Origin of the sequence: Bacillus sp. EU63 (genome assembly GCF_038592915.1) — a bacterium.
Taxonomy (GTDB): domain Bacteria; phylum Bacillota; class Bacilli; order Bacillales; family Bacillaceae; genus Bacillus; species Bacillus velezensis.
The window spans coordinates 2,063,584-2,090,565 of the sequence record NZ_CP151944.1 but is presented as its reverse complement, the minus strand read 5'-3'; the positions used below and the strand labels follow the sequence as shown (position 1 = coordinate 2,090,565).

General features: G+C 44.1%; 29 protein-coding genes, 1 other RNA gene, 1 pseudogene and 1 riboswitch. Of the genes and pseudogenes, 21 read left to right on the top strand and 10 right to left on the bottom strand.

The window, feature by feature from the left end; translation table 11 throughout:
- The first annotated feature begins 161 nt into the window (after nt 1-161).
- From ssrS to NYE38_RS10170, 4 genes are all read left to right on the top strand, one after another.
- Nucleotides 162-347: non-coding RNA, 6S RNA (gene ssrS / locus NYE38_RS10185), on the top strand.
- Nucleotides 348-454: 107 nt separating this feature from the next.
- Nucleotides 455-2,233 carry a DNA helicase RecQ gene (recQ, locus tag NYE38_RS10180; protein WP_017417959.1) on the top strand — a complete coding sequence of 593 codons (1,779 nt, stop codon included), beginning with the start codon at nt 455-457 and terminating at the stop codon, nt 2,231-2,233.
- Between the two features lie 235 nt (nt 2,234-2,468).
- The gene (locus NYE38_RS10175) at nt 2,469-3,338 is read left to right on the top strand and encodes a 3D domain-containing protein (protein ID WP_007407985.1); all 870 of its coding nucleotides are present in this window, start codon (nt 2,469-2,471) and stop codon (nt 3,336-3,338) included.
- A gap of 168 nt (nt 3,339-3,506) precedes the next feature.
- Nucleotides 3,507-3,899 carry a hypothetical protein gene (locus tag NYE38_RS10170; protein WP_017417958.1) on the top strand — a complete coding sequence of 131 codons (393 nt, stop codon included), beginning with the start codon at nt 3,507-3,509 and terminating at the stop codon, nt 3,897-3,899.
- A 31-nt stretch (nt 3,900-3,930) separates the two neighbouring features.
- Here NYE38_RS10170 and NYE38_RS10165 read toward each other — a convergent pair whose 3' ends face one another.
- Together NYE38_RS10165 and NYE38_RS10160 are read right to left on the bottom strand one after the other, a co-directional pair.
- On the bottom strand, nt 3,931-4,908 hold the full coding sequence (locus NYE38_RS10165) for a S66 peptidase family protein (protein ID WP_014418108.1): 978 nt from the start codon (nt 4,906-4,908) through the stop codon (nt 3,931-3,933).
- Between the two features lie 65 nt (nt 4,909-4,973).
- Complete coding sequence (locus NYE38_RS10160) at nt 4,974-5,471, bottom strand: N-acetyltransferase (protein ID WP_003153799.1); 498 nt, start codon at nt 5,469-5,471, stop codon at nt 4,974-4,976.
- Nucleotides 5,472-5,665: 194 nt separating this feature from the next.
- Between NYE38_RS10160 and NYE38_RS10155 the strand changes: the two genes are divergently transcribed.
- Entirely contained in the window at nt 5,666-6,448 is a 783-nt protein-coding gene (locus NYE38_RS10155) for a VLRF1 family aeRF1-type release factor (RefSeq protein ID WP_017417957.1), read from the top strand.
- Between the two features lie 144 nt (nt 6,449-6,592).
- On the top strand, nt 6,593-7,129 hold the full coding sequence (locus NYE38_RS10150) for a DUF420 domain-containing protein (protein WP_007611945.1): 537 nt from the start codon (nt 6,593-6,595) through the stop codon (nt 7,127-7,129).
- A 64-nt stretch (nt 7,130-7,193) separates the two neighbouring features.
- On the opposite strand, the gene NYE38_RS10145 is transcribed toward NYE38_RS10150, so the two are convergent.
- Nucleotides 7,194-7,859 carry a lysozyme family protein gene (locus NYE38_RS10145; RefSeq protein WP_017417956.1) on the bottom strand — a complete coding sequence of 222 codons (666 nt, stop codon included), beginning with the start codon at nt 7,857-7,859 and terminating at the stop codon, nt 7,194-7,196.
- A gap of 191 nt (nt 7,860-8,050) precedes the next feature.
- On the opposite strand from NYE38_RS10145, the gene czrA reads away from it, so the two are divergent.
- The gene (czrA, locus tag NYE38_RS10140) at nt 8,051-8,383 is read left to right on the top strand and encodes a Zn(II)-responsive metalloregulatory transcriptional repressor CzrA (protein ID WP_007407993.1); all 333 of its coding nucleotides are present in this window, start codon (nt 8,051-8,053) and stop codon (nt 8,381-8,383) included.
- A 29-nt stretch (nt 8,384-8,412) separates the two neighbouring features.
- Here the strand turns inward: czrA and NYE38_RS10135 are convergent, their stop codons facing one another.
- Complete coding sequence (locus NYE38_RS10135) at nt 8,413-8,934, bottom strand: hypothetical protein (RefSeq protein ID WP_007407994.1); 522 nt, start codon at nt 8,932-8,934, stop codon at nt 8,413-8,415.
- Between the two features lie 224 nt (nt 8,935-9,158).
- Here NYE38_RS10135 and NYE38_RS10130 point away from each other — a divergent pair, with 224 nt between their 5' ends.
- From NYE38_RS10130 to NYE38_RS10105, 6 genes are all read left to right on the top strand, one after another.
- Nucleotides 9,159-9,878, top strand: a complete 720-nt coding sequence (locus NYE38_RS10130; protein WP_012117735.1) for an MBL fold metallo-hydrolase — start codon at nt 9,159-9,161, stop codon at nt 9,876-9,878.
- Nucleotides 9,878-10,444: a TetR-like C-terminal domain-containing protein gene (locus NYE38_RS10125; RefSeq protein WP_017417955.1), complete on the top strand. Its 567-nt coding sequence runs from the start codon at nt 9,878-9,880 to the stop codon at nt 10,442-10,444. The genes NYE38_RS10130 and NYE38_RS10125 overlap by 1 nt, the downstream gene beginning before the upstream one ends.
- Nucleotides 10,445-10,496: 52 nt before the next feature.
- On the top strand, nt 10,497-11,207 hold the full coding sequence (locus tag NYE38_RS10120) for a helix-turn-helix domain-containing protein (RefSeq protein WP_017417954.1): 711 nt from the start codon (nt 10,497-10,499) through the stop codon (nt 11,205-11,207).
- A gap of 68 nt (nt 11,208-11,275) precedes the next feature.
- Nucleotides 11,276-11,608 carry a chaperone CsaA gene (csaA, locus tag NYE38_RS10115; protein WP_007611940.1) on the top strand — a complete coding sequence of 111 codons (333 nt, stop codon included), beginning with the start codon at nt 11,276-11,278 and terminating at the stop codon, nt 11,606-11,608.
- 331 nt (nt 11,609-11,939) lie between these two features.
- A complete protein-coding gene (locus NYE38_RS10110) occupies nt 11,940-13,742 on the top strand; it encodes a T7SS effector LXG polymorphic toxin (protein WP_270354656.1) in 1,803 nt (600 codons plus the stop codon).
- A 14-nt stretch (nt 13,743-13,756) separates the two neighbouring features.
- Nucleotides 13,757-14,215 (top strand): SMI1/KNR4 family protein, encoded by a 459-nt coding sequence (locus tag NYE38_RS10105; RefSeq protein ID WP_014418100.1) that lies wholly within the window; start codon nt 13,757-13,759, stop codon nt 14,213-14,215.
- 39 nt (nt 14,216-14,254) lie between these two features.
- On the opposite strand, the gene NYE38_RS10100 is transcribed toward NYE38_RS10105, so the two are convergent.
- Together NYE38_RS10100 and NYE38_RS10095 are read right to left on the bottom strand one after the other, a co-directional pair.
- Nucleotides 14,255-14,536 (bottom strand): hypothetical protein, encoded by a 282-nt coding sequence (locus NYE38_RS10100; protein WP_017417952.1) that lies wholly within the window; start codon nt 14,534-14,536, stop codon nt 14,255-14,257.
- Entirely contained in the window at nt 14,529-15,107 is a 579-nt protein-coding gene (locus NYE38_RS10095) for a MarR family transcriptional regulator (RefSeq protein WP_017417951.1), read from the bottom strand. The genes NYE38_RS10100 and NYE38_RS10095 overlap by 8 nt, the downstream gene beginning before the upstream one ends.
- A gap of 195 nt (nt 15,108-15,302) precedes the next feature.
- Between NYE38_RS10095 and NYE38_RS10090 the strand changes: the two genes are divergently transcribed.
- On the top strand, nt 15,303-15,527 hold the full coding sequence (locus NYE38_RS10090) for a hypothetical protein (RefSeq protein WP_026092256.1): 225 nt from the start codon (nt 15,303-15,305) through the stop codon (nt 15,525-15,527).
- A 43-nt stretch (nt 15,528-15,570) separates the two neighbouring features.
- Here NYE38_RS10090 and NYE38_RS10085 read toward each other — a convergent pair.
- Nucleotides 15,571-15,851, bottom strand: a pseudogene (locus NYE38_RS10085) (hypothetical protein).
- Between the two features lie 85 nt (nt 15,852-15,936).
- On the bottom strand, nt 15,937-18,000 hold the full coding sequence (locus tag NYE38_RS10080) for a molybdopterin oxidoreductase family protein (protein ID WP_017417949.1): 2,064 nt from the start codon (nt 17,998-18,000) through the stop codon (nt 15,937-15,939).
- A 146-nt stretch (nt 18,001-18,146) separates the two neighbouring features.
- Nucleotides 18,147-18,239, top strand: a riboswitch (SAM riboswitch).
- 121 nt (nt 18,240-18,360) lie between these two features.
- Between NYE38_RS10080 and NYE38_RS10075 the strand changes: the two genes are divergently transcribed.
- The 3 genes from NYE38_RS10075 to NYE38_RS10065 are packed head-to-tail and all read left to right on the top strand — an operon-like array spanning nt 18,361 to nt 22,131.
- The gene (locus NYE38_RS10075) at nt 18,361-19,377 is read left to right on the top strand and encodes a 2-hydroxyacid dehydrogenase (protein ID WP_017417948.1); all 1,017 of its coding nucleotides are present in this window, start codon (nt 18,361-18,363) and stop codon (nt 19,375-19,377) included.
- On the top strand, nt 19,370-20,836 hold the full coding sequence (locus tag NYE38_RS10070) for an FGGY-family carbohydrate kinase (RefSeq protein ID WP_017417947.1): 1,467 nt from the start codon (nt 19,370-19,372) through the stop codon (nt 20,834-20,836). Before NYE38_RS10075 ends, NYE38_RS10070 begins: the two co-directional genes overlap by 8 nt.
- A 47-nt stretch (nt 20,837-20,883) precedes the next feature.
- Entirely contained in the window at nt 20,884-22,131 is a 1,248-nt protein-coding gene (locus tag NYE38_RS10065) for an RbtT/DalT/CsbX family MFS transporter (RefSeq protein WP_007407341.1), read from the top strand.
- Between the two features lie 30 nt (nt 22,132-22,161).
- On the opposite strand, the gene NYE38_RS10060 is transcribed toward NYE38_RS10065, so the two are convergent.
- The gene (locus NYE38_RS10060; protein WP_017417946.1) at nt 22,162-22,923 is read right to left on the bottom strand and encodes a hypothetical protein; all 762 of its coding nucleotides are present in this window, start codon (nt 22,921-22,923) and stop codon (nt 22,162-22,164) included.
- Nucleotides 22,924-22,988: 65 nt separating this feature from the next.
- Entirely contained in the window at nt 22,989-23,294 is a 306-nt protein-coding gene (locus NYE38_RS10055) for a hypothetical protein (protein ID WP_017417945.1), read from the bottom strand.
- A gap of 129 nt (nt 23,295-23,423) precedes the next feature.
- On the opposite strand from NYE38_RS10055, the gene NYE38_RS10050 reads away from it, so the two are divergent.
- From NYE38_RS10050 to proB, 4 genes are all read left to right on the top strand, one after another.
- Nucleotides 23,424-24,140, top strand: coding sequence for a 3-ketoacyl-ACP reductase (locus tag NYE38_RS10050; RefSeq protein ID WP_007407344.1), 717 nt, complete (start codon nt 23,424-23,426; stop codon nt 24,138-24,140).
- Between the two features lie 287 nt (nt 24,141-24,427).
- Nucleotides 24,428-24,796 carry a replication termination protein gene (gene rtp, locus NYE38_RS10045; protein ID WP_003153833.1) on the top strand — a complete coding sequence of 123 codons (369 nt, stop codon included), beginning with the start codon at nt 24,428-24,430 and terminating at the stop codon, nt 24,794-24,796.
- Nucleotides 24,797-24,972: 176 nt separating this feature from the next.
- Complete coding sequence (proC, locus tag NYE38_RS10040) at nt 24,973-25,821, top strand: pyrroline-5-carboxylate reductase (RefSeq protein WP_017417944.1); 849 nt, start codon at nt 24,973-24,975, stop codon at nt 25,819-25,821.
- 24 nt (nt 25,822-25,845) lie between these two features.
- Nucleotides 25,846-26,964, top strand: coding sequence for a glutamate 5-kinase (proB, locus tag NYE38_RS10035; RefSeq protein ID WP_017417943.1), 1,119 nt, complete (start codon nt 25,846-25,848; stop codon nt 26,962-26,964).
- Nucleotides 26,965-26,982 lie beyond the last annotated feature (18 nt).

Below are 26,982 nucleotides of genomic sequence, written 5' to 3'. Positions count from 1 at the left end.
GAAACTGGCGGCAGCTTTCGATCAGATCTTATATTGATATATTGATGTTTTGTCGAAAAAACAATTTTTATGTAGAATAAAGCAGTTCTCACAAAGAAAAAAGGTTTTCTGTAAAAGAATTAACCCTCTTGCCAAAATACGACTGATGGTGTAGGATATAAGAGAAGCTACATTGTTCGTATTGTTAATTAAGTTTTAACCTTTAAGCTGTAATAGGGAGTTTTATATCGAAGCCGGAATGTCATGCCTCCATTGCAGAGGACGACAGGAACGCTTCTGCAAACACCCACTTTGAGGAGTGGTGGTTTAAAACTTTCTTACTTGCGTACGGCATACGTAGCGAAAGCCATTTCCCTTGCGGAGATGGCTTTTTATTTTGAATTGCCCTTGAGCGGCGTACTTTATCTGTATGATAAAATGAAAGAATCAAAGACAAAGTGAGGTTTTACAACTTATGCTGGATAAAGCCCAATCCCTTCTGGCGCATTATTTTGGCTACGACAGTCTTCGCGCGGGCCAAAAGCAGGCGATACAATCAGTTACAGAGGAGAGAAAAAACACGGTCTGCATTATGCCGACGGGGGGCGGAAAATCAATCTGCTATCAGATTCCCGCACTGCTGTTTGAAGGGACCACAATCGTTATTTCCCCTCTTATTTCCTTAATGAAAGATCAAGTCGACGCGCTTGAAGAAGCGGGTATCGCGGCAGCTTATATTAACAGCACCCAGACAAGCCGTGACATTCATGAGCGCCTGACCGGTTTGAAACAAGGGGCTTACCGGCTCTTTTACATCACACCGGAGCGTTTGACTTCTTCTGAATTCATTCACATCCTGCAGAATATTACGGTTCCTCTTGTCGCCATTGACGAAGCTCACTGTATATCGCAATGGGGACATGATTTCAGGCCGAGTTACCGGAATATCGAAATCCTTTTTAATGAATTAAAAGAACCGCCCGTCATCATCGCATTAACGGCGACGGCTACACCTGAGGTTCATGATGACATCTGCAAGCAGCTTCATATTAAGAAAGAACAAACTGTATATACCGGTTTTGCCAGAGAGAATTTAACGTTTAAAGTAGTAAAGGGCGAAAACAAAGATCGGTTTATCGAGCGGTATCTGGAAAAAAATAAACACGAAGCCGGCATTATATATACAGCGACAAGAAAAGAAACCGACCGTTTATATGATAAATTAAAACGCAGCGGCATCAATGCCGGCCGTTATCACGGCGGAATGGCGGATGATGACAGAAAAGACCAGCAGGAGCGGTTTCTTAACGATCAGATACAAGTGATGGTAGCTACGTCCGCTTTCGGAATGGGAATCGATAAGAGCAACATCAGGTTCGTTTTGCACGCGCAGATTCCGAAAGATATGGAGAGCTATTACCAGGAAGCCGGACGGGCCGGGCGCGATGGTCTTAACAGCGAGTGTGTGCTCTTATTTTCGCCGCAGGATATTATGGTGCAGCGTTTTTTAATAGACCAATCGGCCGCCGGAGAAGAAAAACAAAAGCAGGATCTCAAAAAACTGAGACAGATGGTGGATTACTGTCATACGGAAGATTGCCTGCAGCGGTTTATTCTGAAGTATTTCGGCGAGAATGAGGCGGAAGCTTGCGAAGCATGCGGCAATTGCACTGATACAAGGACCGCCCATGATGTCACAAAAGAAGCGCAGATGGTATTATCATGCATCATCAGAATGAATGAGCGCTTCGGAAAAACGATGGTGGCGCAGGTGCTTAGCGGCTCAAAAAATAAAAAAGTGCTGGAAAACGGCTTCAGCAGCCTGTCCACTTACGGCATTATGAAGCATCAATCCGCAGCGGAAATCAGTGATTTTATCGAATTCCTTATTTCAGATGAATATATCAGAATGGCGGACGGCACATTTCCGACGCTTATGGTCACCCAAAAAGGCAGGGACGTTCTGCTTGGAAAAAGCGCAGTCTCGAGAAAAGAAGCCTTACAGGCCGCTGCCGTAACTGAAAATGATGAATTATTTGAGCTTCTCCGGCGTCTCCGCAAAGAGATTGCAGCTGAACAGGGTGTGCCTCCATTTGTCGTGTTCTCAGATCAGACGTTAAAAGAAATGTCAGCGAAACTTCCGAAAACAGATCAGGATCTTCTTTCCGTAAAAGGGGTCGGGGAACAAAAAAGATTGAAATACGGAGCGGTTTTTTTAGAAGAAATCCGAAATTATGTAAGAGAAACAGAGTGAAAAAAAGTTTTTTTAGAAATTTGCACATTGTGTTTTTCATTGGCGCCGGAAAAATCATAAGCTTGAAAACCCTTGCTGTATCAAGGTTTCAGCAAGACTTACCAAGCGAGAGAAATGTTTCATGTAAAGGAACTGTAATCTAATTCAAATCGTTTTGTTATTGAACTGACATTTTCATATGTTACGATATCACCTGTTAGCCGCCAATAAAAAGCTAACAAGGGAGGATTTACTTATGAAGAAGACGATTATGTCCTTTGTCGCAGTTGCAGCAATTTCAACAACTGCATTCGGAGCTCACGCTTCTGCTAAAGAAATCACGGTGCAAAAGGGTGACACGCTCTGGGGGATCTCGCAAAAAAACGGAGTGAACCTAAAGGACTTAAAAGAATGGAATCAGTTATCTTCTGATTTAATCATTGAAGGAGAGAAACTGACTATTTCTTCAGTAGAAACAACCACATCTGGGCAGTACACAGTGAAGCAGGGCGACAGCCTCTGGAAAATTGCTCAGAAATTCGGAACATCAGTCGGCAATCTGAAAAGCTTGAATAACTTGCAATCAGATATAATTTACGCAGGCACAACGTTAAATGTGAAAGGTCAGGCTCAGGCTGCACAGCCGGCTCAAGAAGCCAGCCAGCCGCAAACTGAACAAAAACCAGCTGCCGAGACAGAACAGCCGAAACAAGAAGCTGTCAAAAACGAGCAGCCTAAACAAGAACCTGTTCAAGAACAACAACCTAAACAAGAAGCGAAGGCTGTCGAAGCAAAACAGCAGCCTGTTCAATCAAATACAAACCAACAAGAGCCTAAAAAGCAGCTGACAATGACTGCAACTGCTTACTCTGCTAACGACGGCGGCATTTCCGGTGTAACGGCAACCGGTGTTGACTTAAACAAAAACCCTGATGCAAAAGTCATCGCGGTAGACCCTAGTGTCATTCCGCTTGGCTCTAAGGTTTATGTTGAAGGTTACGGAGTGGCAACAGCAGCAGATACAGGCGGCGCAATTAAAGGAAATAAAATTGACGTATTTGTTGCAAAGAAAAGTGACGCTAACAACTGGGGCGTCAGAACAGTAAATGTTAAAGTATTAGACTAGTTTCATATAGAGATGAAGAACACAAGGCGAAATGCTTTGTGTTCTTTTTTTCTTCCCTTTTTTGACTGTATATAATCGTTATATGCGGAAAAAGAAAAAGCGTTTCTCTAATATATTATATAGAAGGAATGGATGTGAAAACGGAATCTGAAGGGGTGTATGAATCTGATGGAGCCGGAATTTATATGTTTATGGAATGCCTTCACAGAATCACCGGTGTTTCAAGCATGTATCTGTACCGCTTTGGCCATTGTGATCGTTATCGGACTGTCTATGCCGGCTGTCAGGCTGTTTCAGGCGCTTGACAGAGGGAGAGGAAGGCCAGCCGTTATTGAAAAGGTGAGACGTACTGGTGTGATGAAGAATGGCAGGCACGAGCTTGTGCTTATTTTAAACGTAAAAAACCAAGACGGAACGCATGATAAACGTGAACTGACACATGCCGTATATAATGAAGAGATCAGCCGTTTTTATGAAGGAGCTTCCGTATGGGTGACGGCAGCGGCTGGCGGACGAATTATGATCGCTCCGCGCACGCCGCGGCATAAGGCATCAAAATAAAAAGACGGGGCGGTTTTCCCGTCTTTATGTATTAATGCCGATCGATCCATATCCTTACGCCTTCTGAGCCGGCTTCTATTCTGCATGTTCCTCCGATCGGGAATGTCATCAAAGGGGAGGTATGGCCGAAATCAGCATTTGCGATAACAGGCATGGATGACAGTTCTTCTTTTGTACGGATGACGGCACGCAGAGCCTCCTCAGACACATTTGAAGCATGCTGGAAACGTCCGATGACAATTCCCTTCACAGCTGAAAAAGCGGGAAGGTGGATGAGTGACTGCAAATCCCGGTCAAACATATGAATGTCCGACATATGATCATCTTCTATAAACAGAATCACTTGTTCCATCTCCGGAAAGTATTCGGTGCCCTGCAGAAGATTCAGCGTGCATAGATTTCCTCCGATCAGTGTTCCTTCCGCATATCCGGGTTGAATAACGAGCGGTCCCGGATTCCGATAAAAACGTCTGTCCTCCTGGTTCAAATACCATTTATCATCACTCCACTCGGATGAAGGCTTTATCTCATACGGGTTGTCAGAAGCACAGCAGGCCAAGAAAGAGTTAATCGTATAGTCCAGCCCTTTTTTCATGGCAAATGAAGAAAAATGGGGACCGGAATATGTAATAAGGCCGGTTTTTTGATATATGGCATGACCGAGAGCGGTAATATCTGAATAGCCGCAAAGGATTTTCGGATGCCGCTTGATGTTTTCATAATCAAGATAGCGAAGCAGCTGATTTGATTGGAACCCGCCGAGTGTCGTCAAAATCGCTTTGATGTCAGGATCAGCGAAAGCTTCGTGCAGATCCTGTACACGCGATTCAATGGATGATGAATCAAATTCATTTATTTCTTTCGCATGCTCTGAAAAAGAGACACGAAAGCCGAGCTCCTCCAATTTTGACTTTGCGGCATTTATATTTTCATCTGACATAACGGACATGCTTGTGGCCGGAGACACAATACGAATGCCGTCACCTTTTTTCAATTTTTCCGGATACAAAAAAAACCCTCCTTATATGGTTTAATCTATTACACCATATAAAAGAGGGTTTCTCTATTATTTTTTTACAAGTCGACCCATTTAATGCCGCCTGATTGCGTATCATTGTCAATCCAGACATCAAATTGATGCTTTTCATAAAAATGAACGAGTCTGTCGACATGATCCCAATCACGCTTAGCGATGTCGCCCGTCACTTTCGGGATATTCTGCTCTCTGGCGATATGTTTTAAAAATTTCATGCAGATCGAGCCGTAGCCGTGGTTCGGCGGGCCTTTAATGTCTCCGATATGAATGGCATTGTCATAATAAGAGGCGATCAGTGAAAAACAGCCTCTTCCCCGGTAGGCTGATTCACAATCAGTCAGCATAATCTTACATGTTTGGCCATCATCAATCGAGGAAACAATGATCCAATCGTCATTGTTCGATTGATCAATACCAAGCACTCGCGCGTCTTTTGATACATCTATCAGATTTTCCCGCATTCTGAAAATCTGAAATTCAAGTTTATGAAGCTCTTTTTCCAGCTCTTTCTGATCTCTTTCTTCTGCAGTAAACAAAATCATACTCCTTTCACAGCGTAAAAGTCTTAGTTAAACACAAGTATCCATTGTAGTAAATGATGTCTTGGTTTGTAAATGGGTTTTGCAAAAACTTTTTTAGAAAAGTCTGCCGTTTATATGTGGATTGACGTTTTTAAGGCGGTGCGGATAGGGAAAGGAACAGTGAGCAGCGGAAAAAGGAGGAATCTATAATGGCAATTGACTCACTCATCGGCAAATTGAAGTACGTAATGACGGAATCTCCTGATAAAATGCTTTCCTTATATGTAAATACGGATATGAGAAATCCGGATCAGCAGGGGGGAGAGTGGAAAATCGCCTTGAAAACCGGTTTTCGGAGATTAAAAGAGTATCTGTCTGCCAGTGATCCGGAAGAAGAAAAATCTCTCGTCCGCATCATGGAACGTGTCTATCAATATATCGATGGGCTTGGTAAAGAGATGCCGCGAAGTCTCGTATTTTTTGCATCGGGAGAAGGCGGTATTTGGGAGACGATTGAATTGCAGGTGCCTGTCGAAACACGATTTTATTGGGAAGAAACGGCTGTCCTTGATCAATTAGAACTTCTCCGTGAACAATTTCCGAGCACGGCTTTTATTCTCACCCAGCAGAATGAAGTGAAGATCATAGAAACCGTACTCGGAAAAATTGAAGGGGTGGAGCATTATCAATACGACGTCATCAATGAATCGTGGAAACCGCAGGATGTAAGCGGAAGCTCCGCCTCAATGGACGAAGACGCCGCCAAAGCCCACGTCGAAGAAAACCAAAACAGGCTGTATAAACGATTGGCTTCAAATCTTGATCAAAAGGCCGCTTCACACCAATGGGAGCGTCTCGTAATCGCAGGGGACAAAGAAACAGCCGATATTCTCGATCAGCATATGAATAAACCGATAGATCGGATCATTCCAAAAAATCTGTTGAATGAAAACGAGCATAAGGTGATAGAAGAACTGTTGAAGGAAGCATAATATGACGAAAGGCCGGGTCTCAAACACCCGGTCTTTTTAGGGCTTAAGTTTGTCTAATTTCTGACGAAGCGGACGAAACCGTTGACATCAAAGCTGAATTCTCATACCATTTGGATAGTCAGTAAAATTGAGAGAGGTCATAAGATGAATCAGACAGAAAACAAACCTAAAAGTTATACCGGTATCGTGCTGACATTGACCGTTCTGATCAACGGGTTAATTGCGGTGCTGTTTTTTATGCCGAAATCGGGACAGGTCAGCATTGCCAATATTCATATTCTGCCGATGTTAAATGCCATTTTTAACAGCTTCACGTTTATCTTTTTGCTGGCAGCGCTCTTTATGATTAAGCAAAAAAACATTCAAGCGCATAAACGTTTTATTTTAGCGGCGTTTACGACGACTTTGCTGTTTTTGATCTGCTATGTCGTGTACCACTCGATAGCTGAGAATACTTTATTCGGCGGCCACGGCATCATGCGCGGGATTTACTTCTTTATTTTAATTACGCATATTTGCCTTTCCTTCATCATCGTGCCGCTTGCGCTGTTTACGCTGATCAGAGGATTCAGTATGCAGGTGGAGCGCCACAAAAAAATCGCCAGATGGACGATGCCGCTCTGGCTGTATGTCAGTCTGACGGGCGTCATTGTATACTTAATGATCTCACCGTATTATTAAAAAAAGCCGTGCTCTGCGCGGCTTTTTTCTATTGATTGAAAAAGGCGCCTCATCAGGGCGCCTTTTACTCTTCAAGCGTTTCAAGTGTTGTTACATTTAAGGATTGTTCAACGGTTTTTGTTTTTGCTTTTACTTTTTCTGCGTACGTGTAATCACCATAGCAGTAGGGATAACGGAAATTGTCTTTGTTCCCTCCGCAAGTGTAAAGTTTCGGATTCTTTTTGACCTGCTGCTCGGAGTATTGTTTTGCCAGTTCCTCAGTATGCGATCCTCCATGTTCAGCCACAAAATCAATATAGCCGGCTCCCATGTTGTAGCTTTGTATAATCGTATCCAAGTCTACGCCTTTTTTCTTGCCTGTTTGGTACATGAGAGTGAATTGTTTGATTCCCTGTTTGATACTGGTTTGAGGGTTTTTAATCTCATTTCGCTTTAAACCCAGAGATTCTGAAGACTGCATGGGATCATTTCCTCTTCCTTTTGACTCCTGATATATCATGCCGAGTACAAGCGATGTATATTTGGTGAGTCCTTTTTCATCCAGCTCGTCTTCAACAAGCGGTTTGTAATCTGTCAGCCGTTCAAGGACGATCGGTTTGACATCAAACGGAAGACTTTTGAGCAATTCATTATTTGAAAATAACAGAATGAGGAAGAAGGAAACCATGACAAAAACACATATCATCATAAGACCCGCGGCAGCGAAACAGCCTTTTTTCTTTTTCTCCACTGTGTTTCACCCTCAATTTCAGGAGCATTATGACTTTTTCATTATGACACAGATGAATGCGCGAAACCAAGCGGAAACCCGTATTTGAAACATAAATTTAAAATAACGGTTCTTTTGTCAGGCGCAGGATGTATCTGCATCAATTGACATTTGGTATAATTGGGCTACTTGAGAAAAGAAGGGTGAGGTATATGACTGAATTTCACGAATCCGGAAACACGAATGACCCCGCTGTCGATTTAGATGAGGAAACTTTATTTTTGGTTGCCCAGACTTTTAAGGCGCTGTCTGATCCGACCAGAATCAGAATTCTCCATTTGCTGTCACAGGGTGAGCACGCGGTAAATGATATCGCAGAAAAGCTGAATTTGCTGCAGTCTACCGTTTCTCATCAGCTGCGTTTTCTTAAAAATCTGCGCCTCGTCAAATCACGCAGAGAAGGAACATCCATCTATTATTCTCCTGAGGATGAACATGTGTTAGATGTGCTTCAGCAAATGATTCACCATACGCGGCACGATTAAAAAACATCCCTGCTTTTTAGACAGAGATGTCAGCCGTACTGACTGTTATTGGTTTGGTCTCTGCTCGTTTTTAAAACATAAAAAGAGAAGCCGCTGTAATACACTGCGATGAAATAAAAGATACTGATGGTCAGCGGATCGGCCCCGACCGTTTGGCTGTATGCCTCCGGATGGGTAAAGTCCGCTGTGACCCGGTAAATTTCAATAACGCGATAAACAAATCTCGATAGGAATAACGTTAATAGAATAAGTTCAATCCACAGGTGAGTGCGAAAATACATTTTTCCGCGGCGTTCTTCAAAAGAAATGTTCCGTTTGGCAAACAGGACCAGAAGCCAGCCGCAAAAAGTGCCGAATATAAGATGGCCGTATAAAGCCGGGTGTGTGATGCTGAAAAACGCCAGAGCTGCGGCCAGCAATGAAAACAAAATCATTCTGGTATAAAGCCAGCGGGGTTTCAAAGGCTGAAAGCCGACGGACCGTTTCACCTTTTTATACAGGAAAAAGGCAATCATTAAGACAGGGCAGATGCTTTGAAGTGTGATATGCATGGTGTGGAACTCCCCCTCCGTTGAGTAGTGTATGCTTATCCGGCTAGTTTTAGTAGTCTGATTTATTCGCAGGCTGAAAGCATCTTTTATCACAGTATGCGCGTTTCTTTTTTTTGCATAAGAGAAGCGCCCGCGCCTTTTTCAGGATTTAAACAGAAAACTCTTGATAAACTAACAGTATTAGTTATAATAAAACTAATGATATTAGTTTTAGGGGGATGTTGATGAGAATCTTACAATACGGAAGTGTTTGGCAGCTGACTTTTTTTCCAGCGCTTTTCCCGGTGAATTGTTATTTGGTTGAAGAAGAAGAAGGAGTAACCCTGATTGACGCCGGACTGCCTAACAGTCATAAAGGAATCAAGCAAGCATTGCGGCAGCTTGGGAAGCCGCTGAATGACATATTACTCACCCACGCGCACGGGGATCACATCGGTTCGCTTGACTCATTAGCTGCGGAATTTCCGGATGCTTCCGTCTGTATTTCTGAGCGGGATTCTTTCTTGCTGAAAGGTGACACTTCTTTATTTGAGCATGAAGCACAAACGCCGATAAAGGGGGGAGTGCCGAAAAATGTTCAGACCGAACCTGATCGCCTGCTGAAAGGCGGCGAGCGGATCGGATCTTTACTTGTCATTCCCGCTCCCGGTCATACGCCGGGAAGCCTCGCTTTTAAAGATATGAGAAATGATATGCTGATCGTCGGAGATGCCTTTCAAGTACGGGGCGGCCTTGCTGTTTCTGGGAAGCTGAAATGGAAATTTCCGTTTCCGGCTTTTGCTACGTGGAATAAAGAAGAAGCTGTAAAAACAGCAAGAACGCTTATCGCTCATCAACCAAGCAGTCTGGCCGCCGGACATGGAAATGTTCTCTGCAATCCCGTTGAAATGATGGCTGAGGCTGTTGAGGAAGCCGAACGAAGCCTGCCGGGAGGCCGATCATAATGTCACCGAGAGTCGGAATGAGCCTTGACATGATATTGAGAGCCGCAGCAGGCATCGCTGACGAAAAAGGGCTGAACGAAGTGACGCTTGCGGCTGTTGCAAAGTCCTTAAACGTAAAACCGCCTTCCCTTTACAATTTTGTCAATGGCCTTCAAGGAATTAAAACAGAGCTGGCTATCTCCGGTTTAACTATGTTATATGAAAGAATGGCGGCCTCTGCAGAAGGACTGACGGGTGAAACGGCTTTGCTTGCTCTTGCCGATGCCTATATCAATTTCGCCGAAGCCAATCCCGGATTATATGACGCAACATTTCAAAAGATAAAAGACGGCCGGATTGAGAATCTGTCAAGCCTGCTTGTAGAGCTTGTTGTCAGGCAGCTGACAGCGAACGGTTATGCACAGTCTGACACTGCGATTCATGCTGCGAGAGGACTGAGGAGCCTTCTTCACGGATTTGCCGTGTTGAGAAAACAGAGTGCATTTGAATTAACCGAATCAATTAAGGAAAGCCGGAAGTTTGCAGTTGTTGCTTTCTTAAGAGGTTTGCAGTCGAGTGAACAATAATATTATTATGTAAACTAAATAAAAAGACGCATCATATAAAAAGGAGGGACAAATGGATTCATTACAACATATCATTTGTGAGCGGCGCACCTATTCACATATTTTTGATTCTCATGCACACACATACTGCCAAATGCTTTTTCCGCTCGAAGGACAGCTGGACCTGGAGACAGAAAGACGTGAAATCAGATTAAAACCTGATCAAATGCTGTATATTCCGCCCGGGTATGAACATCGGTTCCGTTCTTTGGAGCGAAATGAATGTCTCGTTCTCGACATACCGGCATTTTTTTTCAAAGGTTCCTTTGACCCCGGCGTTCTGAATAAGCTTGATCCTTTTTGGACATCGATTCGGTTTCTGCTGACAGAAGAGACAAAGCAGCAGTCGGCTCATTCATTGAGTCTGCTTGCAGAATATATTGCTGGAAAGATACAAGAAAACCGTACGAATAATTCAATTGCGTATATCCGCCGAAATCTCTCAAAGACTTTTACAATTAAAGAGCTCGCCGCAATGGAACATTACCACCCGGCGTATTATTCCGACTGGTTTAAAAAGCAGACGGGAAAAAGCCCGCAAGCTTATATTGCTGAGCTCCGTATGAAGAAAGCGGAACAAATGCTTATTGAAACAAAATGCCGGCTGACAGACATCAGTCAGGAGGTCGGCTTTCAAAATTTGTCTTCCTTCACCAGATGGTTTGTCAGACATAAGGGAATAACGCCGCGCGTCTTCCGAAACACCTTTCAATCTGATAAATAATCCTGAAAATCGGTTAAATAAACTGCTTCTTTTTTTGGTATCATGATTGTAAAAAAGGAGTTTTTGATATGGCAGTCATCGAAGATTTTATCAAGCTTGATCTTAGAATAGGAACGGTCGTAAAAGCGGAAGTATTCCCGGAAGCAAAGGTGCCGGCCATTAAGATGACAATAGATTTCGGCGAAGAGATCGGCATGAAACAATCAAGCGCCCAGATTACAAAACGGTACGAACCGGGTGATCTGACGGGCAGACAGGTTACCGCTATTGTCAACTTTCCGCCGCGGCGGATCGCCGGATTTAAGTCAGAAGTTCTCGTTCTCGGCGGCATCCCGGAAAAAGGAGATGTTGTCCTGCTTACGCCAGAGCAGACAGTACCGAACGGAACGAAAATCGGATAATAAAAAAAGACGTTTGCAGAAGCAAACGTCTTTTGCGTATTGAGGCGATACACCACACGCCACATTCGTGTGTGCCGCAAGGGCATGTGCATCGGCTTACACAATTCAGCTCATCGCTATATCAATATAGCATGGCGGGTGTGGAAATGCAAGAGATTTTTTAACATATGTTATATCTGGCTTTGTTTTGCCGATCCCCGATTCCTTCGTGTAAGGTTTTGTTTGAAATTTTATGATCTTGATTAAAGCAGTTCGACAAATTGCAAGAGATTCATCTAATCTTATATACTATGGTAAAATTTAGACAGAAAGAAGCGGGAAGGAGACGTAAATGAAAGTATTTGAAGCAGCCTCGTTCATTTCAGAAGCGGAAAAGCGGGTAAAACAATACGATCAGATTAGAGAACAATTTATCAATCTCAGAAAAGCGTTTCAGGGAATGGCTGACTTAGATGACAGTGAGTTTTCAGGCAAAGGCGCCGACAACATTAAAGCCTTTTTTCAAGATCACGCCGGCGTCACAGACAGCTGGCTTGATCTGATCGATATGAAAATCGCATTTCTTAACAGTATTTCTGGAAAAGTAGCTGATGCCGGATTGGCCGATTCGTTTGTGGAAGAGTCATTTTTAGAACACGAGCTGATTCATGCGAAAAATAAATCAAAAGCCATCATGCAGGAACAGCGCAATGAAATGAAAGGTATCCTTGATGAAATCAGCGATATTGTCCATCTTGATGTTTTCTCTACAGAAGATGTCGATCAAAAGCTGGAATCAGCAGACAAAAAACGGGACGATACTGTACATAAGCTCGGCAAGCTTGATCACGATCTAACGAAAGAATACGCAGAAACCGAGGCAAACGAACAGTTCATCCAGGCCGATTTTCAACAGCTCCAAAATGCCACGGGCAAAGGGGAAAACGCAACACCACTTCACTATAACGCTAAAGCTTACAGGGAAAGTGACATACATAAGAAAAAAGGCGAGATTACAAGACACTCAGACGCTTATCTGACGATTAAGAAGGAAGAAGCGAAAGAGCGGGAAATCAAGGATCTAAAGAAAAAGCTCGCCGACGGTGTGACCGATCCGGATGAATATTTGGAAATTGCGAAGAAGATCGGCTATGAAAACCTTGAACCTTCCCAACAGCAATATGTCATTCAGCTTGAACAAGCAAAACAGATGGAAGAAGCCGGAGAAGTGACTTGGGATATTTTAAAAGGAGCCGGCGTTGGTTTATATGATGTCGGGAAAGACACGGTGACCGGTCTATGGGACTTCATAACCGATCCGGGGGAAACGCTGTCAGCACTGGGGAATGCAGTACTTCATCCTGTTAAAACATATGATGCTGTTAAAGCGGCAATTGAAGAGTCGTATCAAAAGGATATGGTGAACGGAGATGCGTATTCCAGATCAAGATGGGTGACATATGCGGTCGGTTCAGTGGCTGTGGCTGTTGTCGGAACGAAAGGGGCAGGAGCCGTTAACAAAGCTGATGCGGCGGGGAAGGTCATAAGCAAGGCAGGACAGGCAGGGAAGAAAATTAAAGACGTTAAACTTCCAGATCTGCTTCCTTATAACTCTAAGTATGATCTTGCTCTGGCCGATAACGTACCATACAATGTGGTTGACAGCCAAAACCTTAAAAATGAACTTTTGACCAATGCAAAGAAAATCCCGGATGGAACGAGAAAGCCGTTTACTGGTCAAGAAATAAACCTTCCTTGGTTAAATAAAGAAAAGTATGGTGCCTTTGAGGTTAAGGGCAAGGTAAAAGCAAAGGGAAAAGTTAAAGACATAAGCCGCAGAGTGTATACTATGAAAGATATTGATATGAACCAAAAAACAGAATTTGGCGTAACAAATCTTCAGCTTATGAAAAACGGTAATGCTCCTTATGCAAAAGATGGCACACAGATTAATTTACATCACTTGATTCAAGAAGAACCTGGCCCAATGCTTGAAATCCCAAACAGTTTACATACAAAATATAGTGATGTTATTCATAAGCTTAAGACTGATGGTGAAAGTTTTAGAAATGATAAGGTTTTAAAAGCACAATATGAAAGCTTTCGAAAGAGATATTGGAAGTGGAGAGCGAAACAATTTGAGAATGAGAATTGAGGTGTTTAAATTAAATGATTTATTCAAAGGTTGAAAACTTTATTAATGAAAACAAGCAAAATGCTATATTCACAGAGGGTGCAAGCCATGAAAACATAACTCGCATTGAAGAAATCCTCCAATGCGAACTTCCTATTAGCTATAAATGGTTCTTAGAAAAATACGGTGCTGGTGGTTTATTCGGGGTTTTAGTTTTAGGCTATAACTTCGATCATGCGTCAGTTGCAGATAAAACTAAAGAATATAAACAACATTATGGACTTGCTGATGGTCTTGTTGTCATAGAAGATGTTGATTTTTTTGCTTACTGTCTAGATACGAATAAAATGAAAGACGGAGAATGCCCTGTAGTGGAATGGGATAGGATAATTGGCTATCAAGATATCGCTGCAGAAAGCTTTATCGAATTTTTTTATAATAAGATTCAGGAAGCGAAAGATGACTGGGAAGAAGATGAAGACTGGGACGATTAATAAAAGAAAGCTCTCTTTTAGAGAGCTTTTTTCAGATTTTCAATTTTTAACAGGCTTTATAATGAGCAAACAGGCATTACTCAAAATACTCGCCGCGCCTATCCAAAGCAGCCATTGTGTTGCGGTCAGCCATGAGGCAGTTAGGATAAAGAGTCCGATGGCAATTGATATATAATTGCCGGCTCGGTCCAGTTTACGTTTGCAATGAATTTTATATTTAGCATGAGAAATAAATTGATCAATTTTATCTTTCAGCTCATAGCATTTTTCCTTCATCTTATCCTCTGTTTCTTTTACTTTTCGATAAAGCATATTATTCATCGTCTGCACCCCCATATCGCCGTTTTGAAAATTCAGCCATGATTTTTTCTTCATAGTCATCTGAGATGAATTGTGCCTGATCTTCAACTTTTAAATGTGCTTTTTCTTCAAAACCATCCTGTTCTTCACCATCAAAACGATAAAGTTTTTGCAATAGCCTCCAGAATGTTTCAATTTCATCAGTTGTGAAGTCTTGAAACATATCCGCTAAAAAATAGGTGGATTTTTCTGAACAGGAAATTAACGCTTTTTTTCCTTCAGCGGTAATCTCAATATTGATTGCACGTTTATCCAGTTTGCTTGGCACAGTGTGAACATATCCTTTTTTCGCGAGGCTTGAAATTAATTTGTTAGCGGTTTGTTTTGTTGTGCCCAGCTTTTTAGCGATATTCATAAGTGTGGTATCTTCCGTCGGTAAATGGGCAATAGCAATAAGAGTCATGTGCTGTCGGGAAGTCAACAGTTCTAAGTATTCGTCCCCCCGAGCCTGCACTTTATTGACAACCGAAAATAATGATGCGTAACTTTGTTGCATAACATGCAGTTCCTTCATTAGTAAATTAATATCCATAAGGTATCTCCTATCTGAATTGTCACCATGTTGACAATTACAATATACATCGAAATGGGAAATAAGTCAACATGGTGACTAATAGTAGTGGGTGCGGATGCAAAAATGTCACAGGCAGTCGGAGTGTTTACAAAAGGGGAAATAAGTATAATAAATGCGAAAAGGGCATTAATCCAAAGTGAGAAGGTGTTTGACATGCAGAAAGTGAACTGGTCAGAACAGTATGAATGGTTCAATAAACAGGATAAAAAAGACGGGCGTTTAATGGCGCTCCTTCGTCATGAGCTTACATATGAGGAAGTCATACGGTTATATAAGAAAGGGTTTTATTTGAAATCTAAAGAAGGGGATGTTTCGTTAAGTAAGAACGATATCTGTCGTATGTTTGGGGTTGAAGAGAGGCAGGGCGGCGTATCTTGATGAACGGGAAGAGAAAAACTCTTCCCGCTTTTCATGGCAGCTGTTATTCTTTTTCCAGCATAGAAGTCAGCCATTCTCTTAATGTATTCTTCTGCACATACCGCTTTCCGTTTCTCGTGATATGCGGAATGTCAGAGGTGTCGGGCACGATTTGTTTTGCTTCTTCCTTCGTAACTCCTAAATAATAACCAAGAAGTGCAGATCTTTTTCTTTAATGAGAATGTGGTCAGTGTGTTCATGAGGATCAGGTGATTTAAAGTTTTTCAATCCGTCTCCGATGAAATATCCGGCTAAAGCGATTCCGATGCCGGTAATGATATCCATACAGCAAACCTCCAATAAACGTTATCACTTTTTATACGGTGAAGCCGGCTGAAAGGATTCAGCCTTCATCAAAACCGCCCGGCGTTTATTGCGGGCGGTTTTGATTGCTGAGCTTTTCCACCTGCACCTTTCCGGAGAAGAAAACAGCGCCTCCGCCCATATCCGCCAGCCGATCGGGCGTGAGCGAGTTGACAAGCTGTTTTTTATCATCCATATCGGCCCAAAGACCTTGGCTGACTGCAACGCCGGGAAGCACCTGTTCGCCGACCGAAGCTGTTAATTCACACTCGCCGCGGTGATTCCAAACTCTAACGGTTTCCCCGTCTTCTATGTTCCGGCGTACAGCATCCTCTGTATGAATAAAAAGCTTTGGCGCTTTTTCTAATTTTACGTGTTTTTCATTATTCGAAAATGTTGAATTTAAAAAATTATGATTCGGTCCCGGGACAAATAAAAGCGGAAAATCATCATCGCTCTCAAGAGGGATGTGTGTCGGCAGCGCCGGATAACCGTCCTGTTTCATCTTTTCCGAATATAATTCAATTCTTCCGCTCGGTGTCTTGAGCTTTCCCGGAAAAAGCGGTTTTTTCCGTTTGGCTTTCATGAAGGAATGGCGTGAGAGCGCTTCGTAATCAATATCCTCGATATACGGATTGTCGGGAAAGTCCAGCGCCTGTCTGATCAACTCTTCATCGGAATCCTGAAGCTCCTGCTCGGTAAATCCCATTGCTCCGGCAAGCAAACGGAACACTTCCGTATTCGATTTGCTGTCTCCGTAGGGTTCGATCACCGGTTTTTGCAGCTGAATAAAATGATGCCAGTAAGACGTGTAAAAATCTGTGTTTTCAAATGCGGATGCAGCAGGGAGCACGATATCCGCATATTTGGCGGTTTCCGTTAAAAACAGATCGTGAACGACTGTAAATAAATCCTCCCGCAGCAGGCCTTTTCTGACTTTATTCGCTTCCGGCGCAACCACTGCGGGATTCGTGCCGTAAATAAACAGGGAGCGCACGGGCGGTTTTGTTTCTAAAAGAACGCTTCCGAGCCTGTTCATATTAAATGATCGCGGCTTCCTGCCGTAAAGCAGATCAGGCCGCTGGAGCGCTTGTCTGTTATAGTTTAATACCGCGCTGTTGTGCTTGATTGCGCCTCCTCCTGTGTTGAGCCACTGTCCTGTAACAGCCGGAAGGCAGGCGACGGTGCGGACGATCATTCCGCCATTGTCATGGTGCTGAATGCCGTTTCCGATCCTGATAAGGGAAGGGGAGGTTTCCCCGTACATTCTCGCAAGACGTCTGATATCGTCGGCCTTAACGCCTGTAATAGCAGAAACCGTTTCCGGATCATAGTGTTTAACATGCGCTTTTAATTCGTCACTGCCTTCGGTGTATTCTGTGAGAAATGCTTCATCGTGAAGGTTTTCGTCGAATAAGACATGCATGATACCGAGGGCGAGTGCGGCATCTGTGCCGGGGCGAATGGGAATAAACCAATCGGCAAGCCGGCCGGTTTGGTTCTTATGTACATCGATAACGACAATTTTAGCCCCTTTTTTCCGGGCTTTTTGAGCAATCATGACTTGATGCATATTCGTACTGACGGCATTGATCCCCCAAAAAATAAAGAGCTTTGCATGTATGGTCTCCTCCGGATCAGTACCCGCTCCTTCACCCATTGTATAGTTATAGCCTTCAGATCCGGCTTTGCTGCAGATCGTCCGTTCGAGATGACTCGCTCCGAGACGATGGAAAAAACGGCGGTCCATTCCCTCTGCCGCCAGTTTTCCCATATTGCCGTAAAAGCTGTACGGAAGAATGCTTTCTGCTCCTTCTTCGGCAATAAGCTCTTTCCAGCGCGCACTGATCGTATTGATCGCTTCCTCCCAGGAAATAGGCGCAAACGCGGCTTCACCTTTTTTACCGATCCGTTTTAACGGAACGGTTACACGCTTCTCATCATAAATACGCTCAGCCATGTGTCTGACTTTGTTGCAAATATTCCCTGATGTGACCGGGTGGTCGGGGTCTCCCTGAATGTTAACGATTTTTCCGTCTTTTTTTGTCACAAGCAAGCCGCATTGATCGGGACAGTCTAGTGAGCATACCGACTTAAAGACCCCGTTCGGCTGTGTTGCAGCAGAATTCATAGCCCATTTCTCCTCTTTGTTTATATTGTAAGCATTATAACATTTCAAAATCGAACGTCAATTCAGAAAAAAGTGTTGACATCACGGAAAGACTTTTCTATGATGAGTTTATTCTTTTAAAAAGCCTGACAATTTCATCATTTTATTTTCTATCCAGAGAGGTGGAGGGACTGGCCCTATGAAACCTCGGCAACATTTATTGTGCCAATTCCAGCAAGCGTATGCTTGAAAGATAGGAAAGAATGATCTATACATATTTGTGCGCTTCAAGCGCATAAAGACGGTATATGAATCTCTTTCCTTCTTTGGGGAAAGAGATTTTTTTATGAAAAAATTTATGTGAAAAGGATGTTTTGCACCATGACGGTTTTAATTACCGCACCATATCACGACGAGGGGCTGAAGGAGCTGACTGAGCTGTTCGGCCGGACTGTGCACCGGCCGTGGAAGAAGCACGGCCGGGCCTATCGGGAAGATGAATTGATCCGAATGATTCAAGAGACAAACGCGTCGGGGCTTATTACTGAACTTGATGAGGTGTCTGAGCGTGTTATTGACATATTGCCTGATTCCGCTTTTATCGGTGTCTGCAGAGGAATGCCGTCTAATGTGAATATTACGGCGGCGACTAAAAGAAAAATCCCCGTTTTCTTTACACCGGCCCGCAATGCCCAGGCTGTTGCTGAAATGTTTATCGGAAATGTGATTTCATTTTTGCGTCATACGTATTCTTCCCATCAGTGGCTGAAGGACGGGAAGTGGAATGGTGATTATTTGCAGGCTTACGTCAAATTCAGAGGAAATGAGCTGACGGGGAAAACAGTCGGCCTTATCGGTTTCGGAGCTGTCGGACAGAGAATCGCCCGGCTATTGGCCGCTTTTGACTGCGAGGTGCTTTACTATGACCCATTTGTCCGTCATGAAAACCGGGAGTATGAAAAAACGACGATTGAACGGGTATTTTCTGAAAGTGATATTGTTTCCGTTCACTTGCCGCGCACAGAAGAAACCATCGGCCTTATCGGCGCCCGGCACTTTCAATTGATGAAACAGGAAGCTGTTTTTGTCAATACGTCAAGAGCGGCGGTTACAGACAGGGAAGAGCTGCTGCGGGTGCTGAAAGAACGGCGGATTAAGGGAGCGATCCTTGACGTGTTTTATCACGAACCGCCTGAATCTTCTGATTATGAATTGATCTCTTTGCCGAATGTGTTAGCGACTCCCCATTTAGCGGGCGCAACGTTTGAAGTGGAGGATCATCATGTGAAGATTTTAAATGAAGCGCTTTTCAAATGGAAACAAGATCAAACCTGTTCAATACGTGAACTTTATAACAAAAGAGAACTTGAAACGGAAGGAGGAGGCTGTAATGGCTGAACAAAAAGGCTACCTTGTATTTGACATCGGGACGGGGAATGCGCGAGTCGCGGTCGTGACTGCCGGCGGCGAAGTGACCGCGCTTGAAAGGGAAGACATTGAATATGTGACGGATCCGCTTTATCCGGACGGACGATATTTCTCACCGGAAGGGTTATGGACGCAAATCAGCGCTATGGCAAGGAAGGTTATTGCCAAAAGCCCTCATATTACATTAATCGGAATCACCTCAACAAGCCAGAGGCAGGGAATTGTTCTGATCAATAAAGATAAAAAGGCATTTCTCGGTCTGCCCAACATTGATAACAGAGGCCGTGAATGGGAAGACGGGATTGATGCAAAAGAAGAAGTGCATCAGCAAACCGGACGTCTTCCGAGCGCTTTATTTTCCGCCATGAAACTTGTCGGATTAAAAGCTAGACAGCCGTCTTTATGGAAAGAAGTGAAGTACATCACAAGCATCAGTGACTGGGTGACATTTGAGCTGAGCGGTATTTTAAGCTATGAACCGTCACAGGCTGCTGAAACACTGCTGTTTGACGTAAGGAAAAAGGCGTGGTCAGAGACATTATGCAACATCTTCGGTGTGCCTTCTGCCATTCTTCCTTCACTCGTCCGATCTGGGACGGTTGTCGGAATGTTAACGTTTAAGAAAACGGCGGTTCTCGGTCTTTCTGAAAGAGTGCCTGTGATTGCAGGCGGGGGAGACACACAGCTTGCCATCAAAAGTGCAGATGCAAAGCCGGGAGATATCGTCATCGTATCCGGCACGACGACGCCGATTATAAAGATAACAGCTGAGACCGGAACTGAAAGTTTAAAGAATGCATGGCTGAATTGCCATACAGAAGAAGGTCAATGGCTCCTTGAAACGAATCCGGGTGTAACAGGACTCAATTATCAAAAATTAAAATCCATTTTTTATCCGAATGAATCCTACGGCGTCATGGAACGGGAAATCGCAAGTCTGCCGAAACATGATCATGCTTGTATTTCTGCGTTAGGCTCCTATTTATCGCCAGAGAAAAACGCACTGGCAAAAGGCGGATTTATTTTTGACGCTCCGCTGTCTCAAAACTTAAGCAGAGCCCATTTTGTCAAAGCCGCACTGCTGGAAATCGCTTTTTCAATCAAATGGAACTATGAGGCGTTAACAGAGGTGGCTTCCTTTTCACAAGATTATGTGAAGGTGTGCGGCGGCGGTTTCCAAAGTGATGCTTTGACGCAGTTTCTTGCTAACCTTCTCCAAAAGAAAATCTATAAGAGAGAGGGGTTCAGCCAGGCATCCGCAATGGGAGCGGCAATGATTTGCAACGAAGCTCTCGGTGTGAAAGCAGAGCTTTCGAGCCGCACAAAGGTAATTGAGCCGGAAGCGGATCAGACGGATCTCTTCCTATATGAAGAATGGAAACATACGCAAAAATTATTTACTCATTTTCAGCCGGCGGTGAAAGCCTGACTTGGGGATGAGATGACAACATGAAAGATTGCTGAGGAGGAACAAAAATGCTTAATAAAATAGGAATTCCGAAACAGCTCGCCTGGGGATTTTTAGGGGTCGTGCTGTTTATGATGGGGGACGGCCTTGAACAAGGCTGGCTCAGCCCGTTTTTAGTTGAAAACGGCTTGACGGTACAGCAATCAGCATCCCTGTTTACGGTTTACGGTATTTCTCTCGCTGTGGCGTCTTGGTTTTCAGGGGTCTGCCTCGAAGCCTTCGGCGCAAAGCGGACGATGTTTATGGGGCTGTTGTTTTACGTGATCGGAACAGCCGCGTTTATCGCATACGGATTTGAAAATCTTAATTTGCCGGTGATGTATGTCACGTATTTTATTAAAGGGCTGGGTTATCCGCTGTTTGCCTATTCATTTTTGACATGGGTGATTTACCGGTCGCCGAAAAACAGGCTCAGTACGGCGGTCGGCTGGTTCTGGATTGCATATTGCTGCGGGATGTTTGTATTCGGTGCCTGGTATTCAAGCTGGGCCATCAAATCCTTCGGCTATTTGAACACGCTGTGGAGTTCAATTTTCTGGGTCTGCCTCGGCGCGTTTTTTGCTTTGATTTTAAATAGGGACCGCTTTGAAAAGAAAAAGGCAGATAAGCGGGAAAAGGCGCAGGAATTAATGAAGGGAATCACCATCCTTGCTGAAAATCCGCGCGTGCTCTCTGGGGGGATCATTCGGATCATTAACAGCATCGGAACATACGGATTTCCGGTATTCCTCCCGATGCATATGGCGCAGCACGGCATTTCTACAAATGTATGGCTTCAAATTTGGGGAACGATCTTTCTCGGAAATATCGTCTTTAACTTAATCTTCGGCGCAGTCGGCGATGCCTTCGGCTGGAAAAAGACTGTCATGTGGTTCGGGGGAGTGGGCTGCGGCATTTTTACTCTTTTATTATATTATGCTCCTGTTGTATCACATGGGAACTTGCTTTTCGTCAGCATTGTCGGTTTTATATGGGGAGGGCTCCTCGCCGGGTTCGTTCCGATCGGGGCTATCGTGCCGACGGCGGCCGGCAGCGATAAAGGTGCTGCCATGTCTGTGTTAAATCTGGCTGCGGGCCTGTCGGCATTTGTCGGCCCCGCGCTTGCCTGGGCGTTCATCGGACTTGTCGGCGCACAAGGCGTTGTATGGATTTTCGCAGCGCTCTATTTCGTAAGTGCAATCTTGACAAATCAAATCAAAATACCTGAAGAGAAAACGGCAAAACACAATAAAGCATTGCCTGAATACGCTTCTTAACAGCAGCGCCCCGAAAATTCGGGGCGTTTTTTACAGCTGCTGAAGAAACCCGGCAAAGCGCTGAATTTGTTCACGTAACGATTGTTTGTTTTCGTGAAATTGTTTGAAACGATGTCCGTTTGCTCCGGACGGATGCGGGAAGCCTTCCAGAATGACCGCCTGCCTCATTCTGCCGTTCTTCTTCAGCATGCGGCAGGCTGATTCTGCTGCTTTTCCGAGAGGGATAAGCAGAATGTCCTTTTCCATCATTTCTATTTCATCCGGAAAACATCTCAGCGCGTAACGGCTGAGAAGAGCTGATCTGCTGATTGCCGGCCGATGTCCCGTATAGTTTTTCTGTTTATAAAAAACAGGGTGTTTGATAACGGACGTTGTATGAAGAAGCTCCCGTTTTGAATCAAATAACCGGGATGAATCCTCAACGTGAAGCGCGGCCGGCAGACTGCATTCATTAAGCATTTCGATGATGTTCTGTCTCATTGAACCGGAAAGTCCGGCCGCTTTTTTTGTTTCATACGCTATCGTTTCAAGAGTTTCGCCATCTTTTAAAAGCTGTGCCGCTTTTTTGTAAGCCAGCTGCATTTGAAAAAAACCGGGTGTGATTCCGGAAATGGCAACGACTGCATGAGGGTTAATATATTCATTATGAGGCGAATAATACAAATCCAGATCTCCGTCCTTGGCTAAATGGAAAGCCGGAGTCAGCAAATCCGATTTTGTAAACCCTCCCGAAGAAGATGGTGATTTAAGCTGCTGCAAAAAACGCGCAAGCCGCTCACGATCGCAAATCATGTTATGCCTCCTTGAATCCGCCGGTTTCTCTTAGTGTCGTCAAAAACGTCGGATGACATGCAGGCTCATACATCACTTTTACCGGCGTTCCAGAGCATCTTCAGGACATGAGACGTTCCTTTAACTTCGGCCGCCGTCGTTTGCACGGCTGTTTTTTTAGTGAGAAAATCTTCCTTCAGCTCTTTCTGCTTTTGCGATAACAGATCGGTTTCTGTTTTGATTTCATCAACGGCCGTCTGCATGGACGCTGTCGCGGCGTTAATTTTCTTTATATCAGGCGCTGTGTTTCTTTTAAAATGCACGGCGGATACGGCTGCATAAATTAATGCGGCAGCCGCAACGGCAGCACTGATATACAAAATGATGATCATCTTCTTTTCACTCCTTTTTTTCAGTTGATACCCTTTACGGATCGTGTTGAATCATTTTATTTGCTAATTGTTTTTTTTCTGCTTATAATGTGAAATCGTACATAAGGACATTCAGAAAGGGTGAAAGACGTGGAAAGCTTACAAAACAAAACGGCTCTTATCACGGGTGCGGGCAGAGGAATCGGCCGCGCCGCCGCTATCGCTTTAGCCAAAGAAGGAGTCAATATCGGTTTAATCGGCCGCACAGAAGCAAATGTCGAAAAGGTTGCGGAAGAAGTGAAAGCCCTTGGTGTAAAGGCATCATTCGCTGCTGCCGATGTAAAAAACCAAAAAGAGGTTGAGCAAGCCGTCTCCTCTATTAAAGAAGAACTCGGTGAGATTGACATCTTGATTAACAATGCCGGAATCAGCAAATTCGGCGGATTTTTGGATCTTACGCCTGAAGAGTGGGAAGACATCATTCAAGTTAATGTAATGGGTGTATACCACGTGACACGCGCCGTTCTTCCTGAAATGATTGAGAGAAAATCAGGAGATATCATTAATATTTCTTCTACGGCGGGCCAAAGAGGCGCCGCGGCGACAAGTGCGTACAGCGCTTCTAAATTTGCCGTTCTCGGTCTGACTGAATCTCTCATGCAGGAAGTCAGAAAACACAATATCCGTGTCAGCGCAATGACGCCGAGCACGGTTGCCAGCGACATGTCTATTGAATTAAATCTGACAGACGGCAATCCGGAAAAAGTCATGCAGCCTGAGGATCTTGCAGAATATATGGTTGCTCAATTGAAATTACATCCGCGCATTTTCATCAAAACTGCCGGTTTGTGGTCTACTAATCCTTAAACAAAAGGGGACCTGTCTTCGTGACGGGTCTTTTTTTTGTTTCCGCAACCCGAATAAATAGGCATAAAGATCCGTTTTTGCATAAAAAAGAGTGAAAAAGAAACCGATATCAGCTATAATTAAACTAAATAAACTATGTACCAAATGTTCATTAAGATTATTTTTCCCCGCTCTCCAAAAAACAAATCAATACAAATCAAACTGTCCGAACGATAAAAAGGAAAAACGGATATAAAGAGAATATTTAGTACATGGAATAATTTGTTAGAAGGAAGGGTGTGCACATATTGAAAGAAGAAAAAAGAAGTTCAACCGGTTTTTTAGTGAAACAAAGAGCTTTTTTAAAGCTTTACATGATTACAATGACAGAGCAGGAACGGCTTTACGGACTGAAGCTTCTCGAGGTGCTGCGTTCGGAATTTAAACCCATCGGTTTTAAGCCGAATCATACCGAGGTGTACCGTTCACTTCACGAACTTTTGGATGACGGGATTTTAAAGCAAGTAAAAGTGAAAAAAGAGGGAGCCAAACTCCAGGAAGTCGTTCTCTATCAATTTAAAGACTATGAAGCTGCGAAGCTTTACAAAAAACAGCTGAAGACAGAGCTTGACCGCTGCAAAAAGCTGATAGAAAAAGCCATTTCAGATAATTTTTAAATCCGGCCGGAACGCACCCGGCCTCCCGGGCTCAAAAGGTTTGTTCTGTGATTCATTATACATAATAACAGGCTCGGAACAATACACATCAATAAAACCTTCAAACTTGACATCGACTCCTGAAGTGGTAACATAAAAAACGTGTGAAAAATACGAACAAAATACGAACAAGGGAGATGTTACCGATCTTAGATCAAAAGAAAGTTGCTTTTATCGGAGCAGGATCAATGGCTGAAGGAATGATATCAGGCATGGTCCGCGCAAAAAAAATTCCCAACCAAAACATCTGCGTGACAAACCGCCGCAATACAGAGCGACTCGCTGAATTGGAACATCAATACGGAATTCAAGGCATTGCTTTTGACAGCATGAAAACCGAAGACATTGATGTCTTTATTTTAGCCATGAAACCGAAGGATGCTGAAATCGCTCTTGCTACGCTGAAACGGCGTATTCAACCTCATCGAATCATCCTGTCTGTTCTGGCAGGCATAACAACCTCATTTATACAACAATCATTACATGACCGTCAGCCAGTTGTAAGAGTGATGCCGAACACATCCAGCATGATCGGCGAATCGGCAACAGCTGCGGCTTTCGGAGACCATGTTTCTTACGGTTCAGCAAAAACCGCGGTATCCCTTTTGGAATGCCTCGGGGAAGTGTACGTGATCAAAGAAGATCAGATGGACATTTTCACCGGCATCGCAGGCAGCGGACCGGCGTACTTTTATTATTTAATGGAGTTTATTGAAAAAGCAGGTGAAGAAGCCGGCTTAGACAAACGGCTGTCCCGCAAAATCGGCGCGCAAACGTTATTGGGCGCCGCTAAAATGCTGATGGAAACGGGTGAAAAACCGGATGTGCTTAGGGAAAACATCACCTCTCCAAACGGCACGACGGAAGCCGGCCTCGATGCGCTCAGGTCAGAAGGCGGCGGAGAAGCCATTGCCAAAGCCATTAAACACGCGACCGAACGTTCTATTGAGATCAGCAAAACAATTGAAAAAACGGCAGCACTATAATCGTTAAAAAACAGGAGTGATACAGTGACGTCTCGGACGAAGATCAAAAGAGTCGCGGTGAAAATCGGCAGCAGCTCACTGACGAGCCTGCACGGGGAAATCAGCAGAAGAAAGCTGGAAGCATTGGTGGATCAAATCGCACAGCTGAAAGACAGCGGCTATGAAGTGATTTTAGTATCTTCCGGCGCAGTGGCGGCAGGTTATCGGAAGCTCGGATTTATTCAGAAACCGGAAAGCCTCCCTGAAAAACAGGCTTCCGCTTCCATCGGGCAGGGATTATTAATGGAGGCTTATTCAAAGCTGTTTTTAGCGCACGGTTATGTCGCATCACAAATATTAATTACAAGAAGCGATTTTTCCGATGAATGCCGCTACCATAATGTCCGCAATACGATGAACGTCCTTTTGGAACGGGGAATTATTCCGATTATTAATGAAAATGACACGGTCACAGTCAACCGGCTGAAATTCGGAGATAACGATACACTCGCAGCGAAGGTGGCAGGTTTAATTGATGCCGACATGCTTGTGATTTTATCAGACATTGACGGTTTATATGATGATAATCCGCGCAGCAACCCGAAGGCGAAAAGAATCAGACATGTAAGTGACATTACCCCGGAAATAGAAGCGAGCGCGGGAGATGCCGGGAGTGAGATGGGAACAGGCGGAATGCGTTCGAAACTGGATGCTTTTAAAATTGTGATGGCCTCGGGTATTAAAGGCTTTCTCGGGCAGGCTAACATTCCGGACATTCTGCTTCAAGCGGTAGATGAGGCTGCTGAAGGAACTTATTTTGAAGCGGAAGGAACCCTGCCGTTAAACCACAAAGAACAATGGCTTGCGTTTAATTCCGGTCCAGAAGGTGAAATTGTGATGGAAAAAGAAAGCAGCCGTGATGTCGCGAACGGAAATATGGAGCTGTCACCGCAGGACATCGAGCAGATTAAGGGCAGATTCAGCTGCGGAGCGGTTGTCAGGCTGCTTGATCAGCAGGGAGAAGAGCTCGGACTCGGCATCGTCAACTATTCCTCAGCCCAGCTGAAGACATTTAAAGAAACGCCGCATAAACAGGCCGATCAATCAGTCATTGATCCGGAAGCATTTGTCTGCCACGTTGAACTATCCATTCCGATCGGCTGAGAAAGATCTATAAAAATA

Coding starts and splice junctions, on each gene's coding strand:
- NYE38_RS10110 (WP_270354656.1), top strand. CDS start 11,940: ATGAAAGTATTTGAAGCAGCCTCGTTCATTTCAGAAGCGGAAAAGCGG.
- NYE38_RS10065 (WP_007407341.1), top strand. CDS start 20,884: ATGCTTAATAAAATAGGAATTCCGAAACAGCTCGCCTGGGGATTTTTA.
- NYE38_RS10150 (WP_007611945.1), top strand. CDS start 6,593: ATGAATCAGACAGAAAACAAACCTAAAAGTTATACCGGTATCGTGCTG.
- NYE38_RS10090 (WP_026092256.1), top strand. CDS start 15,303: ATGCAGAAAGTGAACTGGTCAGAACAGTATGAATGGTTCAATAAACAG.
- czrA (WP_007407993.1), top strand. CDS start 8,051: ATGACTGAATTTCACGAATCCGGAAACACGAATGACCCCGCTGTCGAT.
- proC (WP_017417944.1), top strand. CDS start 24,973: ATGTTACCGATCTTAGATCAAAAGAAAGTTGCTTTTATCGGAGCAGGA.
- NYE38_RS10120 (WP_017417954.1), top strand. CDS start 10,497: ATGGATTCATTACAACATATCATTTGTGAGCGGCGCACCTATTCACAT.
- NYE38_RS10170 (WP_017417958.1), top strand. CDS start 3,507: ATGGAGCCGGAATTTATATGTTTATGGAATGCCTTCACAGAATCACCG.
- NYE38_RS10060 (WP_017417946.1), bottom strand. CDS start 22,923: ATGATTTGCGATCGTGAGCGGCTTGCGCGTTTTTTGCAGCAGCTTAAA.
- NYE38_RS10105 (WP_014418100.1), top strand. CDS start 13,757: ATGATTTATTCAAAGGTTGAAAACTTTATTAATGAAAACAAGCAAAAT.
- NYE38_RS10070 (WP_017417947.1), top strand. CDS start 19,370: ATGGCTGAACAAAAAGGCTACCTTGTATTTGACATCGGGACGGGGAAT.
- NYE38_RS10155 (WP_017417957.1), top strand. CDS start 5,666: ATGGCAATTGACTCACTCATCGGCAAATTGAAGTACGTAATGACGGAA.
- NYE38_RS10095 (WP_017417951.1), bottom strand. CDS start 15,107: ATGGATATTAATTTACTAATGAAGGAACTGCATGTTATGCAACAAAGT.
- NYE38_RS10130 (WP_012117735.1), top strand. CDS start 9,159: ATGAGAATCTTACAATACGGAAGTGTTTGGCAGCTGACTTTTTTTCCA.
- csaA (WP_007611940.1), top strand. CDS start 11,276: ATGGCAGTCATCGAAGATTTTATCAAGCTTGATCTTAGAATAGGAACG.
- NYE38_RS10135 (WP_007407994.1), bottom strand. CDS start 8,934: ATGCATATCACACTTCAAAGCATCTGCCCTGTCTTAATGATTGCCTTT.
- NYE38_RS10100 (WP_017417952.1), bottom strand. CDS start 14,536: ATGAATAATATGCTTTATCGAAAAGTAAAAGAAACAGAGGATAAGATG.
- NYE38_RS10175 (WP_007407985.1), top strand. CDS start 2,469: ATGAAGAAGACGATTATGTCCTTTGTCGCAGTTGCAGCAATTTCAACA.
- NYE38_RS10080 (WP_017417949.1), bottom strand. CDS start 18,000: ATGAATTCTGCTGCAACACAGCCGAACGGGGTCTTTAAGTCGGTATGC.
- NYE38_RS10125 (WP_017417955.1), top strand. CDS start 9,878: ATGTCACCGAGAGTCGGAATGAGCCTTGACATGATATTGAGAGCCGCA.
- NYE38_RS10055 (WP_017417945.1), bottom strand. CDS start 23,294: ATGATCATCATTTTGTATATCAGTGCTGCCGTTGCGGCTGCCGCATTA.
- NYE38_RS10075 (WP_017417948.1), top strand. CDS start 18,361: ATGACGGTTTTAATTACCGCACCATATCACGACGAGGGGCTGAAGGAG.
- recQ (WP_017417959.1), top strand. CDS start 455: ATGCTGGATAAAGCCCAATCCCTTCTGGCGCATTATTTTGGCTACGAC.